The sequence below is a fragment of the Vibrio sp. zbq_1 genome (genome assembly GCF_043102935.1).
GTDB lineage: Bacteria > Pseudomonadota > Gammaproteobacteria > Enterobacterales > Vibrionaceae > Vibrio > Vibrio parahaemolyticus.
Window position 1 is genome coordinate 1 of sequence record NZ_JBICJH010000033.1, and the last position, 17526, is coordinate 17526.

Genomic DNA, 17526 nt, shown 5'->3' on the forward strand with positions numbered 1-17526 from the left:
GTATCTAATTGGATTATCATCAACGAGTGCCCACACAGATTGATAGGTCTATATTGTTAAAGAGCTATTCTTCTTTGTGATTCACATCACTTCGGAAGAGGCGGCCATTCTAGCGAGATAATTTATTGTGTCAAACACTTTTTTAAAATTATTTCGTTTTTCTTTCTAGCCTTGCCAACCTTGCTGAAACCCTTGCGAGCCCTTGCCCTGTCGACGAGGTGGCATTATAGAGATCGCGCTCACATTGGCAAGTGTTATTTTGCAAAAATTGCAAAAAATAATGATTAAACGACGACTTTTCGCCCAAAGCTTTATTTATCCAACTTTACCCAAAACTATCAAACAACTTATCCACAGAGTTATCCTAAAATGTGTATTTTTAATCCCATTACTTATGCCTATAAATAAAGAAAGCTGCATGATCGCAGCTTTCTTCTATAGATAGATATATCTGTAACTAGATACCTGAACCATCTTGTTCATTACCATCATCTTCATGAAGTCCACATTCACGCTTTAAACCAAAGAAGCGAGTCTCTTCCTCTGACATTCCTGGCTCCCATTTACGTGTCGTATGTGTATCCCCAACAGACAAGTAACCTTCTTCCCAAAGTGGGTGATAGGTAAGACCATGTTGCTCGAGGTAGTAGTGAACATCTTTATTAGTCCAATCGATTACGGGCAGAAACTTAAACACGCCATTTTGAATCGACAGTATCGGTAAACCCGCTCGTGATTTACTTTGCTCTCTACGTAAACCTGAAAACCATGTTCCAACATTAAGTTCTTTCAATGCACGACGCATTGGTTCGACTTTATTTATTTTGTTGTACTTCTCGATCCCTTCAACGCCCTGCTCCCATAATTTGCCATAACGTGCTTCTTGCCATTGAGCACTTTGCTCCGCTCGATAAACTTTTAGATTAAGGTTGAGTTTTTCTGTCAACTCATCAATAAAGCGGTACGTTTCTGCAAACAGATATCCGGTATCCGTAAGAATAATTGGGATATCAGGTTTTTCTTGAGTCACAAGATGAAGCATGACAGCGGCTTGGATACCAAAGCTTGAGGATACCGCAAACTCTCCATCCAGATTTTCCAAAGCCCACTTTACTCGCTCTTGTGCCGACAGCGGTTCAAGTTCGACATTGATTTGTGCAAGACGGAGAATTTGCTCCGTCTTTGTTAATGTCAGTAACTCCGCCAGCTCCGGTTTGGAAGCCACAGAATCAAGCATAGAAGTCCCTCTTTGATACGAACACTTCTTGAATGATGCCTGCACGAATGGTGAAATCGCCAAAGGCTTCGCCTTCCTCACGCTCTTTCGACCATCGAGCCACCAGCAGATCAATCTCTTCTAGGATTTGTTTATCCGTGATGTTCTCTTTATACATTTTAGGTACACGTGTACCAGCACGATTCCCCCCCAAATGTAAGTTGTAACGACCCGGCGCTTTACCTACCAGACCAATTTCAGCCAACATCGCACGGCCACAACCATTTGGGCACCCCGTCACGCGCAGAATGATATTGTCATTTTCTGGCAATCCGTGTTTTTCCAGAATGCCTTCAACATCCGTGACAAACTGAGGGAGGAAGCGTTCAGCTTCTGCCATCGCTAGAGGACAAGTTGGGAATGCCACGCACGCCATTGAGTTTTTACGTTGCTCGCTGACGTTGCCATCCATTAAGCCATGTTCACGAGCGATCTTTTCAATCTTCGCTTTTTCGCTTTTAGGTACACCCGCAACAATTAGGTTTTGGTTGGCGGTCATACGGAAGTCGCCTTTGTGGATCTTCGCGATTTCAGCGACGCCCGTTTTCAGCGGCTTCCCCGGATAATCCAGCAATCGACCATTCTCGATAAATAACGCCAAGTGGAATTTACCATCGATACCTTCTACCCAACCAATACGGTCACCACGTTCAGTGAACTCATACGGGCGGCTAGCTTCAAACTGAATGCCCGCACGTTTTTCTACTTCTGCTTTAAAGACGTCTGTACCGACGCGGTCGAGTGTGTATTTGGTTTTGGCGTTTTTACGGTTTGAACGGTTACCCCAGTCACGCTGAGTTGTCACAACTGCAGCCGCGACATCTAAGGTTTTTTCTAGAGGAATGAAACCAAAGTCATCAGCTCGACGTGGGTAAGTCGACGTATCGCCATGCGTCATCGCCAAACCACCACCCACTAGCACATTAAAGCCAACCAATTTGCCGTTATCGGCAATCGCAACGAAGTTCAAATCATTCGCGTGGACATCCACATCATTTTGTGGAGGAATGACTACGGTTGTTTTGAACTTACGTGGTAAGTAAGTTTTGCCCAGGATCGGCTCATCTTCTTCAGTCGATTCGACTTTTTCTCCGTCTAACCAAATTTCAGCATACGCGCGAGTTTTAGGTAGAAGGTGTTCACTGATCTTCTTCGCCCACTCGTAAGCTTCTTGATGCAATTCAGACTCTACCGGGTTCGTGGTACACAGTACGTTACGGTTAACGTCTCCTGCTGTCGCGATTGAATCAATACCGATGCTGTTGAGCGTTTGGTGCATCAACTTGATATTTGGTTTTAATACGCCATGGAACTGAAACGTTTGACGCGTCGTCAGGCGAATACTTCCATATAACGAGTGTTCTGTAGCAAACTTGTCGATCGCCAGCCATTGTGTTGGCGTAATAATACCGCCAGGCATACGAGCACGAAGCATCACGTTATGAAGAGGTTCAAGCTTTTGCTTGGTACGCTCGTTACGGATATCGCGATCGTCTTGCTGATACATACCGTGGAAACGAATAAGCTGGAAGTTATCCGCTGTAAAGCCGCCAGTGATTCGGTCTTGTAAATCTTCGGCGATGGTTCCACGTAATAAATTGCTTTGTTTTTTTAGACGTTCGTTATCAGATAGTGGCCCTAGCTCTTCGCCTAATACAATCTGCTTGTTATTTTCAGTAGAAAAAGTCATTAGTACACATCCCTCTGATAACGTTTCGCTTTACGTAAATCATTAATAAATTGTTCTGCATCGTCACGCGGCATCTTGCCTTCTTGCTCCGCAACAATGACCAATGCGTCATGGACATCTTTCGCCATACGAGTCGCATCACCACATACATAGATGTAAGCGCCATCTTGAATCCACTGCCATACTTGCGCGGCATTTTCTAAAATGCGGTGCTGTACATAAACTTTTTCTACTTGGTCACGACTGAAAGCAACATCTAAGCGGCTTAACACTCCCGACTTAAGGTATTTTTGCCATTCAACTTGGTACAAGAAATCTTGTGTGAACGTGCGATCACCAAAGAACAACCAGTTTTTACCTTCAGCATCGCGGTTTTCACGCTCTTGAATAAAGCTGCGGAATGGCGCAATACCAGTGCCCGGCCCAACCATGATGATCGGTGTATTATCATCTTCTGGCAGTTTGAAGTTATTGTTGTGCTCAACAAATACTTTTACGTCACCGCCTTCTTCTAGACGTTGAGCCAAGAAGCTCGATGCGCCACCGTAACGTTTTTCATCATTGTGGTCATATTCAACCAATCCGACGGTAAGGTGTACTTCTTCATCCACTTCAGCTTGGCTAGAAGCAATAGAGTAAAGACGAGGCGTCAAACGGCGCAATAAACCAACCAACTCATCCGCGGTCAGTTTGGTTTTCTTCTCTGCGAATACATCAACAATTTGAGTGTTGGCAGAGTACTCACGAAGCTTGTCTTTATCTTCCACCAGCTTTTGTAGTTTCTTGCTGCCAGATAACTCGGCAAACTTAGCCACTAGCTGTGGGTTAGATGTCGTGATCTCGAACTTACTCACTAAAGCACTGTGAATAGATAAGCTTTCGCCATCAACGTCAACTGTTTCAACACCAGACAAGCCAACTTTACCTAGAATGTCATTAGCAAGCTCAGAGCTGTTTTCGTACCACACACCCAAAGCATCACCTGGTTGGTATGTCAGACCCGAACCATCTAGATCGATTTCAATATGGCGAACATCTTTACCCGAGTCTCGACCCGTGATCTTTTGGCTGGTGAGTAACGTCGCTGTGTATGGATTTTGTTTGTTGTACTGAGAATGTGAAGCTGCCGCTTGTCCTACAGGAAGTTGAACAATTTCCGCTTCATTGCCAGAAGATAGTGTCTCTTTAACTTTACCTAGCGCATTCTTGCGCCATTCTTCCGCTGCCGCTTCGTAATCAACATCGCAGTCAATACGGTCAATAAAAGACGTCGCGCCCAGTTTTGCTAAATACGTGTCAAAGTCTTTACCAGTTTGGCAGAAGAACTCATAACTAGAATCACCCAATGCAATCACACCATATTGAAGGTTTGATAGCTTAGGTGCTTTCTTAGATTGTAAGAACTCGTGCAACTCAATGGCATTGTCTGGCGCTTCACCTTCTCCGTTGGTAGAAGCAACAATGATGACGTGCGTTTCTTTGGCTAAGTTTTTGCCTTTGTAGTCGCTTGCGTCAAACAACTCTACTGCAATTCCTTCTGCTTTTGCTTCTTGTTCCAACGCTTCAGCAACACCTTTTGCGTTACCGGTTTGAGAAGCAAAAATGATGGTCAACTTACCGGCAGGCTTTGCTGATACTGCGGCAGCTGCTTGGGCGATTGGTGTTGCCGCCGCACTTGGTTGATGTTGAGCTAAACCCCAAAAGTACCCACTGACCCAAGCAAGTTGCTGCGAAGACAGCTCAGAGACAGTTTGTTGGAGTGAATTAAATTGTTGGTCATTCAGAGGGCTTGCGATCGGAGGATTTCCGCCTTGCCCATTATTATCTTCAGACACATTCTTGTGAGAATACTCATTCTTTTGAAAAGACATTATCACGACATCCCTATTCATTGCGTGACGATAGAGTACCCACTCTCCTTAATAACAAGAAAGAATAGAAGTGAATGTTTTATAACTTTTTGGAAGTAAGGACGGCTTACTTTTTGCTCAGCGATCTTCGATGCGGACTTGTTGAAAGCCCACCGCCATGGCTGATTTTGAGGCGGCATCTAAATCTTCATACAAACATTCTTCACCGTGACTGTCGGTCAGAAACACGAAACCACCTCGCGCATGCCTAAACTCAACAACCCATCCACCTTCTTGGATTGCTGGCTCAATAATGGCTTCAACAAGCTGGTTTTCACGAAATAGATGTCTTAGTTCATTTATTGTCATCGCTATCCCTGCTCTAACTTTCCCATTGCTCCTAAATAAGCATGGTCTACCTGAACAAAATAGGGAGAGAAATTCGAATAGATATAATGAAGTGGTATAAAAAAACGCCACTTATATCGTGGCGTTTTTAAAACTGAAGAAAGGAATCGAATTAAAATGAGTATTCCGCGCTAACAAAGAAGCCATTTGCGAAGATAAACTCTTTACCTAAGCTTGAGAGAAACACTTCCGACTCTAAATCGATCACGCGGTATCCACCACGGAAAGCCAACTGAGCGTCTTGTAGTGGCACATGGTATTGAATGCCAGCCATTAAGTCCGTGCTCTTGATGCCTTTGTTGTCACCAAAGTTCATCTCACCAATCACATCAAAGTTCGTATTAGGCACTTGGATCTCTGCGTAGCCGTACCAAGCCCAGATAAGCTCATCAAACTCTTCAGTACGCTTATTTGTACCTGCATCAATGTATTTCGTATCGCTTAGATTGCTGAATGTAACACCCGCATCAAAATGCAATAGATCATGGTCTAGCACTTGGTAGTACATGGTTAAATCGAGTTTATCAAAGCCCATGTAATCGGCATCAACACTTGAGTAACGTAGACGTGCATTCGGTACGTATTTCACATCGTGCTCAATGGCAGCGTAAAAAGTACCCGTTGTACTGCTATCTCTTCTTACTTCATTAACTTTTGTATCTGCACCCCATACTTCTGCCCCCACTTTTGCGGAAAAAGAAGATTCTGCGAATGTAGGAAGAGATGCGGCTAATGATAATGCTGTTAAAGCGATGGTCGCTTTATTTGTCATGGAATGTGTACTCCGAGATAGCTGATATTCAACAATGAGGGCGTGAGGGGAAATATACCATACTCTCACGCCTCGCTATCAACTAAATCGTCTATACCCAACTATTTATAACGCGGTTGGGCAACGAAGTTTTTAAAGAACCAAATACCCAATGCGATGACTATCAGCCATGGTAATAGTTTGAGTACCGCGCCGATCATGCCAAGTAAGAACATCACAACCAACGCAATACCTGTTGCTGCGAACACTGTCATCATCGTGATGCCTGTTACTAACAAGGTCGCGGCAAATACTAAAATAAAGATCAGCTCCAACATAATCACTTCTCCATTTGTTTTAAACGACTAGAGCAGTTTCCATACCAACTTATCCAAAACAAATTAAGGTTATGATTTCTAAATAAAAATAAAGCCAGAGGCATTTCTGCGCTCTGGCTTCGCTGTCCGTAAGTTGGTATTTTTAGCCAACCACTGGTGAATTTTACACATTCAGCTCTTTTGGAATCTTCGCTAACGCATCCTGCAGCACTTCTAGGCCAGAACCTGGCTTGTGCGCATTTTCACTGATGTGACGACGCCATTGGCGAGCACCCGTCATATTTTGGAACAAGCCCAACATATGACGCGTGATATGACCAAGATACGCACCTTTCGCAAGCTGCGCTTCAATGTATGGGTACATCTCTTCAACAATTTCACTGCGCTTCTTCACTGGGGCATTAGAACCAAACAGCTCTTGATCTACCGAGGCAAGCAAGTAAGGGCTTTGGTAAGCTTCACGGCCAATCATCACACCATCTAGGTGTTGGAGGTGCACTTTTGCTTCTTCCAGAGATTTCACACCACCATTAATAGCAATAGTTAAGTGAGAAAAATCTTGCTTCAATTGGTAAGCACGTGGGTAGTCCAGCGGCGGAATCTCGCGGTTTTCTTTCGGGCTCAGACCACTTAGCCACGCTTTACGCGCGTGAATAGTGAACTGCTCACAGCCGCCTTTCTCAGAGACGATCGATACGAAGTCCGTTAGGAACTCATAAGAATCTTGATCGTCAATGCCGATACGTGTTTTAACCGTAACAGGAACATCAACCACCTCTTTCATTGCAGCGACACAGTCCGCGACCAATCGCGGCTCCGCCATCAGGCAAGCACCAAAGCGACCGTTTTGCACACGATCAGATGGACACCCCACATTTAGGTTGATTTCATCGTAGCCACGTTCTTGCGCCAACTTGGCACACTTGGCCAAATCTTCTGGGTTTGAACCACCCAACTGAAGGGCTAACGGATGCTCCTCTTCGTTGTAAGCGAGGAAATCTCCTTTTCCATGAATGATCGCACCTGTCGTCACCATTTCAGTGTACAGCAGGGTTTCTTTGGTCATTAAGCGATGGAAGTAGCGACAATGACGATCGGTCCAATCCAACATTGGTGCTACGGAGAGCCTGCAAGAATGAGTCATGATTTAAACACCCGTTTTTATGTTGCTAAGGTCGAGCGCAGCAGTACGCTCAAAAAATAAGTCGGGTATTGTATACCCAGTGTCCAGCGGATGCGAGCCTTGTCCATCAATCAAAGAAAAGTGAACAAGGGACGATTCCGGCACGGTTATCTCGTTCTGTGATGGCTATTCCGGCTTCAGACCCTGTGCGACTTGCTTTAATTCATGATTTTCGTTCTGATAGTGGGTAAAATGAAGCATTTCTAAACGAACTTCGTATAGAAATGATTTATCATAGAGCACGTCCGATAGTTATGGTGAAAGGTTTGAACCCAACAATCATTGAACAAATTGAAAGTATCTGCGCAGAGCGTGGAGTAAGATTGACTCCGCAACGCCGACGCGTGTTTGAACTCATTTGTTCTAATCGCCGCGCCTCAAGTGCGTATGAGCTATTGGAGCAACTAAAAGAGAGTGAGCCTCAGGCCAAGCCTCCAACTGTTTATCGAGCGTTAGATTTTCTCTTAGAGCAAGGTTTTATCCACCGAGTGGAATCGACAAATAGCTTTATTACTTGTTGTTCTTTCAATACTCAACAGCACTTTTTCCAATTACTAATTTGCGATAAATGTGGTGATGTCGTTGAACTCGAAGATGAGACACTGATATCCTTGTTAGCTGAAAACGCCGAGAAGCATGGATTCAAACTGACCAACCAAGTTATTGAAACTCATGGTGAATGCCAGGCCTGTTCCTCCGAGACGAAAGAAAAAGTATAGAAGAACGTTATGCGCGCTGAATTTGTAAACCCGTTTTTAGCTTCTTTAATGAACGTGCTAAAAACCATGGCTTCTCTTGAGCTGAAGCCACAAAAACCGCGAATCAAGAAGGATGAGATCGCACGAGGTGACGTTTCTGGTTTGATTGGCATGGTTGGCCCACAAACACGTGGTTCAATGTCAATTACCTTTGATGAAGCGTTAGCGCTAGAAATCATGCAGAACATGCTTGGTGAGCGTCCAAACGGACTCAACGAAGAAGTGACCGATATGGTGGGTGAGATCACCAACATGGTTACTGGTGGTGCGAAGCGCATTTTGGCTGAAAGCGGTTTTGATTTTGATATGGCAACACCCGTTGTGGTATCTGGCCGAGGCCATACGATTCGCCACAAGTGTGAAGGCTCAATCATCATCATGCCTTTCTCTTCCCAGTGGGGAAATGCCTTTATCGAAATCTGCTTCGAATAAAAGAGAAAAAATAGGTTGGCCAGTGCCAACCTATTTTGTTTCTGCCTCAGGCAATAAAAAGGTCAGCATTTGCTGACCTTTTCTTTTTCTATTCGAACATTCACTAAGCTTTGAACGCTTTAAATGCGTTGATTAGACCGTTTGTTGAGCTGTCGTGCGAGTTGATTTGAGACGCATCTGCAAGCTCAGGTAGGATTTGGTTAGCCAGTTGTTTACCTAGCTCTACGCCCCATTGGTCAAAGCTGAAGATATTCCAGATAACACCTTGTACGAAGATTTTGTGTTCGTACATCGCAATCAAGTTACCTAGCGTACGAGGCGTAATTTGCTTCACTAGGATAGAGTTTGTTGGACGGTTACCTTCAAACACTTTGAATGGCGCAATCGCTGCCACTTCTTCAGCGTTCTTACCTGCTTTCACCAACTCTTCTTTCACCGTTTCTTCACTCTTACCAAACGCTAGTGCTTCAGTTTGCGCAAAGAAATTCGACATCAGTTTTTGGTGGTGGTCACCCGCAGGGTTGTGGCTGATTGCAGGTGCAATGAAGTCACATGGGATCAGCTTCGTACCTTGGTGAATGAGCTGATAGAAAGCGTGCTGACCGTTGGTACCTGGTTCACCCCAAATGATTGGGCCTGTTTGGTAAGTCACAGCATTGCCTTCACGGTCAACGTATTTACCGTTTGATTCCATGTTGCCTTGCTGGAAGTACGCCGCGAAACGGTGCATGTACTGATCGTAAGGCAGAATAGCTTCTGATTCCGCACCGTGGAAGTTGTTGTACCAAATACCGATAAGCGCAAGGATCACTGGGATGTTGCTTTCTAGATCTGTTGATACAAAGTGCTTGTCCATCTCGTGAGCGCCATCAAGCAGCTCAACGAAGTTGTCGTAGCCTACCGCCAATGCGATAGACAGACCGATCGCAGACCATAGTGAGTAACGACCACCAACCCAGTCCCAGAATTCGAACATGTTCGCTGTATCGATACCAAATTCAGACACGGCTGTCGCATTCGTTGAAAGCGCAGCAAAGTGCTTAGCCACGTGAGCTTGATCGCCTGCTGACTCTAAGAACCAATCACGTGCTGTGTGCGCGTTAGTCATGGTTTCTTGCGTTGTGAACGTCTTAGACGCGATCAAGAATAACGTCGTTTCTGGGTTAACTTTCTTCAACGTTTCAACGATGTGAGTACCATCAACGTTAGATACGAAGTGAAGATTTAGATGATTTTTGTACGGTGCTAGTGCTTCCGTCACCATGTAAGGGCCAAGGTCAGAACCACCGATACCGATGTTCACGATATCTGTAATTGCTTTACCAGTGTAACCTTTCCACTCACCGCCGATAACGCGGTCAGTGAATGATTTCATTTTTTCTAGAACCGCGTTCACTGCTGGCATTACGTCTTCGCCGTCTACCATTACTGGAGTGTTCGTGCGGTTACGTAGTGCAGTGTGAAGAACAGCGCGACCTTCTGTTTGGTTGATCGCTTCGCCACTGAACATCGCTTCAATTGCAGATTTCAGCTCAGTCTCGTTCGCAAGAGCGAACAGGTGCTTCAGAGTTTCCTCATTGATGAGGTTCTTTGAGTAATCGACTAGGATGTCTGAGCCGAAACGTGCAGAGTATTTGTCGAAACGCGCTGCGTCTTGAGCAAATAACTCTTTAAGATCCATATCTTGTGCAGATTCGAAATGCGCCGTTAGCGCTTTCCAAGCTTGTGTTTGCGTTGGATTGATATTTTTCAACATGGTCTTTATCCCGATGTTACAGTAGGTTCCATTCCTTACAGTCTAGCGAAAACTGTGGAATCCCCGATTTAGCAAATAGAATATTAATTAGATGTTTGGGCGAATTGCCACAAAACAAGTCTTTGTAATTTTTTTTCAGGCGCCAATTATGACCGAGTGCTTTTACACTCACATTGAGTTAGGTCACGTTCCCTGCCCTGAATTTGAACAATTCATTTATGGTGGCAAGAATCATATCATTTACTTATGACAGGCTCTAATTGGAATAGGATAGACGCCAATTTATAAATTTCCAAAGGAACACGTATGTGGGCACAAAAAACACTGCAATTAAAGGCGAGAAGTCGCGGTTTTCATCTAATTACTGATGAAATTGAACAACAATTACCGCAAATACACGAGCTTTCAGTAGGTTTGTTACATCTATTTATTCAGCATACCTCCGCCAGTCTGACCTTAAATGAGAATGCAGACCCAACTGTGCGCATGGACATGGAAGCGCATTTCAACAAGTTCGTGCCGGAGAGAGCTCCTTATTATCAGCACACCTATGAAGGTGATGACGACATGCCAGCACACATTAAAGCATCGCTGCTTGGCAGTAGTGTGACGATACCAATCCAAAATGGTCGATTAGCATTAGGAACATGGCAAGGTATTTACTTGGGTGAGCACCGAGACTTTGGCGGCAGCCGACGCATCATTGCAACCATCAATGGCGAGTAAGAGAGGTAAAAAAAGGCTAACCGTAAGATTAGCCTTTGTTTTTGTCATCTTGCTTAGAAGGGTTGATTGATCATCACCCGGAACGTCCCTTCGTCTGCACCCTTGGCAACTTCAGCGCGAACCACAACACCTTCAACTTGGAAACGAACCGCGCCACCGACGCTCCATTTCATGTCTTCATGGAGTGTTTTTAAATCGTATTCATCGGCAACTCGCCCCACCTCAACAAACGCAACCCATTGCCACCAAGGCATATCGTAGTAATTGATAATGGGAATGTCGTCCAGAGGCTGCCAGTCTGGTAATACCCGATATTCGGCAGAATAGTGAATCGCAGAGCGTCCATGGTAACGACCCGCGGTATAGCCTCTCAAACGGTACAACCCACCCAAGCGAACTTGTTCTTGCTCTGGCGGACGACTACAAACAACACCATCACATTGATTCCAAGTTGGAGTGTCGGCTGTATAAAAATCCAAGGCCAGCACTTGTTGATCAAACCAATCACCAAGAGGCCCCAGCGAGTAATATTGGCTATTTTGGAATTCCCACTTTAGCCACAGCTCCTCTGATTGCCAACTTTCTGCGCCCGTCGTCAAATTCAAAGAGGTATGCGAGCCTCGGGTCGTGTTACGTGCGCTATCGCGGTTGTCCCAATCAAAACCCAATGTAAAACCGTAAGCTTGCTCTTTCTTATCATTGTATACATCCAACGCTCGTGAAGAATAAAAAGGCGTCAGCAGGATAGAGCTAACGCCCGACGCCAAAGGCGATGCATTGCGAACGTCGCGGCTGGGTAGAAACGCGCCTTTCAAACCATGATCTTTCACCGCGCCCCACGGCAACAGGTATTTGAATTCGAACTTATACTTTTGCTCATCACTGTTTGTGATCGTCTGAGATTCAAACGACGAGTTGTTATCGCCTTGCTCACCTAAGTAATAGGGACTGTCATTAAAACGAGCTTGGTACATCTGAGTACTGAACAGCACATTGGGAGAGAGCGCATAATTAAATGCAGAGAGGAAACCAATATAGCTGTCTTTCTCCGAATACAGCCCCATACCAAATAGTGCAGCTTGAGGCTGACCAACCCCTTTAGCAACCCCTGCGACTCCAACGGTACTGCCCAACGTATCGGTACTGAAATAGAACGGGACAAAGGCTGAGTCTTTCTCTGAACTTAGCGCCGGAGAAGACAAAAAAATGCTGGCAGAAAGTGCCAGCATTGAGGTGATTCGTTTATTCATGGATTACTTGGTATATTCCATTTCGACGCGAGGCGTCAATTTGGTCACCAACTCATAAGCTATCGTACCAATGTGATTCGCAACCTCTTCGACAGGTAATTCTTTACCCCAAAGAATCGCTTCGTCACTGACCTTATCTGTAGCATCAGGACCTAAATCTACCGTCAGCATATCCATTGATACTCGACCCGCAATCGGTACTGTACGCCCATTCACCCACACCGGTGTACCATTGGGTGCACTTCTTGGGTAGCCATCGCCATAGCCCACTGCGATAACACCGACTTTTGTGTCGCGTTCACTTGTCCAGATACCACCGTACCCCACGCTTTCACCTTTCTTGACTTCACGAACAGCAATAAGATGAGACTTCAACGTCATCACTGGTTGGTAACCCAAATCTTGAGCCGTTTTGTCGCTAAATGGTGATACGCCGTACATAATAATGCCCGGACGAACCCACTCTAATTGGCTTTGAGGCCATGCTAATAAACCCGCAGATGCCGCTAGCGAGCGCTCGCCCTGACAGCCCGAGGTTAATGACATAAACAGCTCAATTTGTTGCGGCGTGATGCTACTATCAAGCTCATCCGCACAACCAAAATGACTCATGTATCGCAATGGCTTCGCCACATTCGGGCACGTTTTTAAGCGAGAAATGAACTCATCATACTGCTCCGGGCGAACGCCCAAACGATGCATACCACTGTCGATCTTCAACCAAACGACCACTGGCGTTTCTAAATCCGCCTGCTCCAACGCGATAAGTTGCTCTTCACAGTGCACCACGGTTTGGATGTTGTTCGTCACTAACACAGGCAGATCGCCCGGCGAATAAAAACCTTCGAGTAAGAGAATTGGCTTTACCACGCCACAAGCGCGCAGTTGCAACGCTTCTTCAATGCGAGCCACACCAAAGGCATCGGCATGATTAGCATGTTTCGCCACATGACGTAGACCATGGCCATAACCGTTGGCTTTCACTACCGCCATCACTTTACTTTCTGGTGCTTGCGCTTTCACACGCTGCAAGTTGTGCTGCAACGCAGACAAGTCAATGCATGCTTTTGCGGCTTTCATGTAGCTCATAGCATTACTCATCATCAATATCGAATGCTGGACCCGCGTAATTATCAAAGCGCGAGTGTTGTCCTTGGAATGTTAAACGCACCGAGCCAATAGGACCGTTACGTTGTTTACCGATAATTATTTCCGCCGTGCCTTTGTATGGGCTATCTGGGTGATAGACCTCATCACGGTAGATGAACATGATCAAGTCGGCATCCTGCTCGATGGAACCCGATTCACGCAAGTCCGAGTTAACAGGTCGTTTATCCGCTCGTTGCTCTAGGGAACGGTTTAGCTGCGATAGTGCAACGACAGGCACGTTCAACTCTTTCGCCAGTGCTTTAAGCGAGCGAGAAATCTCGGCAATCTCAAGAGTACGGTTATCGGTTAGCGAAGGTACGCGCATCAACTGAAGGTAGTCGACCATGATCATTGACAGACCTCCGTGCTCACGAGCAACACGACGGGCACGTGAACGCACTTCGGTTGGCGTTAAGCCTGAACTGTCATCGATGTACATATTTTTCTTCTGCATCAGGATACCCATGGTAGAAGAAATACGTGCCCAGTCTTCATCATCCAACTGACCCGTACGGATCTTGGTTTGGTCTACGCGAGACAAGGATGCCAACATACGCATCATCAACTGTTCCGCCGGCATCTCTAGCGAGAAGATCAAAACGGGTTTGTCTTGCTGCATTGCCGCGTTTTCACACAAGTTCATCGCAAAGGTGGTTTTACCCATCGATGGACGCGCTGCCACGATAACTAAGTCAGAACCTTGGAGACCCGCGGTCTTTTTGTTGAGGTCAGTAAAACCAGTATCGACACCTGTCACGCCATCTTGCGGCGTTTTGTACAGCAGTTCGATACGTTCTAGCGTCTTTTCTAGGATGTTGTCGACGTTTTGTGGACCTTCATTTTCACTGGTGCGAGACTCGGCGATAGCAAAAACTTTACTCTCCGCCATGTCTATCAAATCTTCAGAACTGCGACCTTGAGGATCGTAACCCGCGTCCGCAATTTCGTTCGCAACACCAATCAAACCACGGACGATCGCACGTTCAGCCACGATATCTGCGTAGGCATTAATGTTGGCAGCACTGGGCGTGTTTTTCGCTAAGTCAGCAAGGTAAGCAAAACCACCCACATCTTCTAGTTGCTCGTGTCGCTCTAGGTGCTCAGACAGAGTGATAAGGTCAAGCGGTTTGCCCGACTCAAGAATGGTTTTCACACCTTCAAAAATAAGACGGTGCGGACGGCTATAGAAATCACTGGCGACAACTCGCTCAGCAACGGTATCCCAACGTTCATTGTCCAGTAAGAGACCACCAATCACTGATTGCTCTGCTTCTAGTGAGTGAGGTGGCACTTTGATTGCGTCGACCTGACTATCTGAAGGTTTGCGATTTCTGTTTTCCGCCATGACTTTGCTCGATAACTACTAATGACCCACGATTATAACCTTAAAGTTAACTAAGATGCTTCCCCGAAGCGACAATTACTTGTTAAGAAATCAACATGCCTATAGCTAGCCTAAACGTTTTAAATTCCCCCCTCTCATCAAAACATATAACCCTTAGATAAAACGATTGAAGCGGAAGATTTGATGCAGGTGTCGCCTTAGCAATAAGTGGGAATTCCATTCAGCTCTAATAAAATTTAACCTACCATTGACCCAACAAAATATCTGTATCAGTATCATGCCCCTCCTTTTTAATTACGTTCGAGGTTGATGTGTCCCGATACTGGTTACTTGGCTTGAGCTTACTGTGCACGACTGCATCGTACGCTGAAGAATCAGTACAGCCAGAGCAAAATATTGATGTGCCCAACCCTCTACAAACTGAGGTAGAGTTTGGCTATCAAGCTCACACAGGTAACACGGACTCTCGTTCCCTGAATGCTCGTTTGAGTGCTGAATATACGTCTGGCAGGCACCGTTCAAACGGTGAATGGAAGTACTACAACCTGTACAAAGACGGCGAAGAAGACAAACGTTCATCGACATATTCTGTTCAAAGTGACTACAAGTTAGGACCAAAAACCTACTTGTATGGAAGCTTTAAAGGCGTTGATTCGCGCTATAGCGCCTATTTCAAAGATTACACCTTATCAGGCGGTCTGGGTTATCAGTTTTCCTACACCGAAAACTTTATCTTAGAAGCTGAGATTGGCCCTGGTTTTCGTTATCAGGAGCCGAACTTGGATGAGATTGATGATGACGATATCGTCTTCCCTAACATCGTTCGTGAAGGCATTTTCCGTGGCAACCTCAATACCACGTGGCATGCTCTGGATAACTTGAGCTTTGCCGCTGATATCACGCTTGTTACGGGTAAAAGTAATACGCGAGTGGATAGCGAACTCAGTGTCACTAATGACATTACCGAAGACATTGCCCTGAAACTGGCTCACTCGCGTCAATACCACGATAAAGTGCCAGAGGGATTAAGCAAAGCCGACAGTGTGTTCTCCGTCAATTTGCTTTTCGCGTTTTAACCTCCAATTTTTATCACTCAATTTCAGATAAAAAAAAAGCACCTCCGAAGAGGTGCTTTTTAGTATTTCGTCTTGATACTGAATTACTCAGCAGCAACAACCTGTACTTTCGCAGTAGCGAAAACTTCAGAGTGAAGTTGAACGCTGATCTCGAACTCACCAGTTGTACGTAGAGCACCTTCAGGAAGGCGAACTTCGCTCTTAGCAACTTCAACGCCTGCAGCTGTGATAGCTTCAGCGATGTCACGAGTACCGATTGAACCGAATAGTTTGCCTTCGTCACCAGCTTTAGAAGCGATAACAACTGCTTCTAGAGCGTTAACTTTCTCAGCGCGAGCTTCTGCAGCAGCTAGTTGCTCAGCAACTTTAGCTTCTAGTTCAGCACGACGTGCTTCGAACATTTCAACGTTGCCTTTAGTAGCCATAACTGCTTTACCCTGAGGGATAAGGAAGTTACGAGCGTAGCCAGATTTAACGTTTACTGTATCGCCAAGACCACCTAGGTTACCGATTTTATCAAGTAGAATAACTTGCATTGCTTAATCCTCTTTCTTAATAAACGGAACCGATTACTGATGCTTGTCAGTGTACGGTAGTAGAGCTAGGTAGCGTGAACGCTTGATAGCACGTGCTAGTTGACGCTGGTACTTAGCGCTTGTACCAGTGATACGGCTAGGTACGATTTTACCAGCTTCAGTGATGTAGTTTTTAAGAGTTGCTACGTCTTTGTAATCAATCTCTTGTACGCCTTCTGCAGTGAAACGGCAGAATTTACGACGACGGAAGAAACGAGCCATGGGCTATCTCCTGATCTTAAATTTGAGTAATATTGTCGGCATGTAACACTAATTTCCCAACGCCATTTCGGCCGGTCTGATAAGCGACAAAACCACTTACCTTAATGTTACTGCCTTGTACTAAATTCTGAGTAATTGCTTGTGACCTAAGCCCGCTGACGACTACCGGCATACGACAATAAACTTGTCTCGGTAAATCAGCTTCGATAACAGTAGAGCGATGCTCTAACCAAAACCGACAGTGTTCAATGCCACCAGGGCTTTTACTACGAATGGGCGGTTTGGCAATGGTGCCGCTCAGCTCCATTCGGTTGGTCATAACAAAACTTACTCAGCAGCTTCTGATTTAGCTTCAGGCTTAGCTTCAGAACGCTCTTCACGACGTGGAGCACGCTCTTCTTTTTGCTTAAGCATGATAGATTGCTCAGTGATCGCTGCTTTAGTACGCATGATCATGTTACGTAGAACTGCATCGTTGAAACGGAAAGCAGTTTCTAGCTCATCGATTACAGCTTGGTCAGCTTCAACGTTCATTAGAACGTAGTGAGCTTTGTGAAGCTTGTTGATTGGGTAAGCCAGTTGACGGCGGCCCCAGTCTTCTAGACGGTGGATTTTACCGCCAGCTTCAGTGATAGAACCAGTGTAACGCTCGATCATGCCAGCAACTTGCTCGCTTTGATCTGGGTGCACCATGAATACGATTTCGTAATGACGCATGGGTTGCTCCTTACGGATTATTCA

The 17526-nt window shown here is 45.4% G+C and carries 19 protein-coding genes; 4 read left to right on the forward strand and 15 right to left on the reverse strand.

The genetic code is table 11. The features are described from left to right. Positions 1-457: 457 nt before the first annotated feature. From ACF8CV_RS16280 to dusA, 7 genes are all read right to left on the reverse strand, one after another. Positions 458-1237 (reverse strand): phosphoadenylyl-sulfate reductase, encoded by a 780-nt coding sequence (locus ACF8CV_RS16280; RefSeq protein ID WP_005477371.1) that lies wholly within the window; start codon positions 1235-1237, stop codon positions 458-460. Then, positions 1230-2966 carry an assimilatory sulfite reductase (NADPH) hemoprotein subunit gene (gene cysI / locus ACF8CV_RS16285; RefSeq protein ID WP_138938659.1) on the reverse strand — a complete coding sequence of 579 codons (1737 nt, stop codon included), beginning with the start codon at positions 2964-2966 and terminating at the stop codon, positions 1230-1232. The genes ACF8CV_RS16280 and cysI overlap by 8 nt, the downstream gene beginning before the upstream one ends. Beyond that, positions 2966-4837 carry an assimilatory sulfite reductase (NADPH) flavoprotein subunit gene (locus ACF8CV_RS16290; RefSeq protein WP_031411330.1) on the reverse strand — a complete coding sequence of 624 codons (1872 nt, stop codon included), beginning with the start codon at positions 4835-4837 and terminating at the stop codon, positions 2966-2968. Before ACF8CV_RS16290 ends, cysI begins: the two co-directional genes overlap by 1 nt. A 117-nt stretch (positions 4838-4954) precedes the next feature. Continuing rightward, entirely contained in the window at positions 4955-5185 is a 231-nt protein-coding gene (locus tag ACF8CV_RS16295; RefSeq protein WP_005455817.1) for a hypothetical protein, read from the reverse strand. Between the two features lie 151 nt (positions 5186-5336). Continuing rightward, entirely contained in the window at positions 5337-5996 is a 660-nt protein-coding gene (locus ACF8CV_RS16300) for a TIGR04219 family outer membrane beta-barrel protein (RefSeq protein WP_005455819.1), read from the reverse strand. Between the two features lie 101 nt (positions 5997-6097). Continuing rightward, a complete protein-coding gene (pspG, locus tag ACF8CV_RS16305) occupies positions 6098-6313 on the reverse strand; it encodes an envelope stress response protein PspG (protein WP_005496590.1) in 216 nt (71 codons plus the stop codon). A gap of 163 nt (positions 6314-6476) precedes the next feature. Continuing rightward, complete coding sequence (gene dusA, locus ACF8CV_RS16310) at positions 6477-7457, reverse strand: tRNA dihydrouridine(20/20a) synthase DusA (protein WP_138937894.1); 981 nt, start codon at positions 7455-7457, stop codon at positions 6477-6479. A 293-nt stretch (positions 7458-7750) separates the two neighbouring features. Between dusA and zur the strand changes: the two genes are divergently transcribed. Further along, entirely contained in the window at positions 7751-8215 is a 465-nt protein-coding gene (zur, locus tag ACF8CV_RS16315) for a zinc uptake transcriptional repressor Zur (protein WP_005381268.1), read from the forward strand. Positions 8216-8224: 9 nt separating this feature from the next. Next, complete coding sequence (locus tag ACF8CV_RS16320) at positions 8225-8686, forward strand: chemotaxis protein CheX (RefSeq protein WP_005381269.1); 462 nt, start codon at positions 8225-8227, stop codon at positions 8684-8686. A 103-nt stretch (positions 8687-8789) separates the two neighbouring features. Here the strand turns inward: ACF8CV_RS16320 and pgi are convergent, their stop codons facing one another. Next, positions 8790-10442 (reverse strand): glucose-6-phosphate isomerase, encoded by a 1653-nt coding sequence (gene pgi / locus ACF8CV_RS16325; RefSeq protein ID WP_005455828.1) that lies wholly within the window; start codon positions 10440-10442, stop codon positions 8790-8792. A gap of 306 nt (positions 10443-10748) precedes the next feature. On the opposite strand from pgi, the gene ACF8CV_RS16330 reads away from it, so the two are divergent. Continuing rightward, complete coding sequence (locus tag ACF8CV_RS16330) at positions 10749-11168, forward strand: secondary thiamine-phosphate synthase enzyme YjbQ (protein ID WP_005496585.1); 420 nt, start codon at positions 10749-10751, stop codon at positions 11166-11168. Between the two features lie 53 nt (positions 11169-11221). Here ACF8CV_RS16330 and ACF8CV_RS16335 read toward each other — a convergent pair whose 3' ends face one another. Genes ACF8CV_RS16335 through ACF8CV_RS16345 form a run of 3 tightly spaced genes read right to left on the reverse strand, consistent with a single transcriptional unit; the run spans position 11222 to position 14912 of the window. Continuing rightward, positions 11222-12418 (reverse strand): BamA/TamA family outer membrane protein, encoded by a 1197-nt coding sequence (locus ACF8CV_RS16335; RefSeq protein ID WP_025500007.1) that lies wholly within the window; start codon positions 12416-12418, stop codon positions 11222-11224. Between the two features lie 3 nt (positions 12419-12421). Next, a complete protein-coding gene (gene alr, locus ACF8CV_RS16340) occupies positions 12422-13498 on the reverse strand; it encodes an alanine racemase (protein WP_005496583.1) in 1077 nt (358 codons plus the stop codon). Between the two features lie 13 nt (positions 13499-13511). Further along, positions 13512-14912 carry a replicative DNA helicase gene (locus ACF8CV_RS16345; protein WP_005455859.1) on the reverse strand — a complete coding sequence of 467 codons (1401 nt, stop codon included), beginning with the start codon at positions 14910-14912 and terminating at the stop codon, positions 13512-13514. A gap of 311 nt (positions 14913-15223) precedes the next feature. Here ACF8CV_RS16345 and ACF8CV_RS16350 point away from each other — a divergent pair, with 311 nt between their 5' ends. After that, the gene (locus ACF8CV_RS16350) at positions 15224-15988 is read left to right on the forward strand and encodes a DUF481 domain-containing protein (protein WP_005455861.1); all 765 of its coding nucleotides are present in this window, start codon (positions 15224-15226) and stop codon (positions 15986-15988) included. 83 nt (positions 15989-16071) lie between these two features. Here ACF8CV_RS16350 and rplI read toward each other — a convergent pair whose 3' ends face one another. The 4 genes from rplI to rpsF are packed head-to-tail and all read right to left on the reverse strand — an operon-like array spanning position 16072 to position 17502. Further along, complete coding sequence (rplI, locus tag ACF8CV_RS16355) at positions 16072-16524, reverse strand: 50S ribosomal protein L9 (protein ID WP_005480442.1); 453 nt, start codon at positions 16522-16524, stop codon at positions 16072-16074. 33 nt (positions 16525-16557) lie between these two features. Continuing rightward, positions 16558-16785: a 30S ribosomal protein S18 gene (rpsR, locus tag ACF8CV_RS16360; RefSeq protein WP_000090472.1), complete on the reverse strand. Its 228-nt coding sequence runs from the start codon at positions 16783-16785 to the stop codon at positions 16558-16560. Positions 16786-16801: 16 nt separating this feature from the next. After that, positions 16802-17104 carry a primosomal replication protein N gene (priB, locus tag ACF8CV_RS16365; RefSeq protein ID WP_005467185.1) on the reverse strand — a complete coding sequence of 101 codons (303 nt, stop codon included), beginning with the start codon at positions 17102-17104 and terminating at the stop codon, positions 16802-16804. Positions 17105-17112: 8 nt separating this feature from the next. Beyond that, a complete protein-coding gene (gene rpsF, locus ACF8CV_RS16370; protein ID WP_005381299.1) occupies positions 17113-17502 on the reverse strand; it encodes a 30S ribosomal protein S6 in 390 nt (129 codons plus the stop codon). Positions 17503-17526 lie beyond the last annotated feature (24 nt).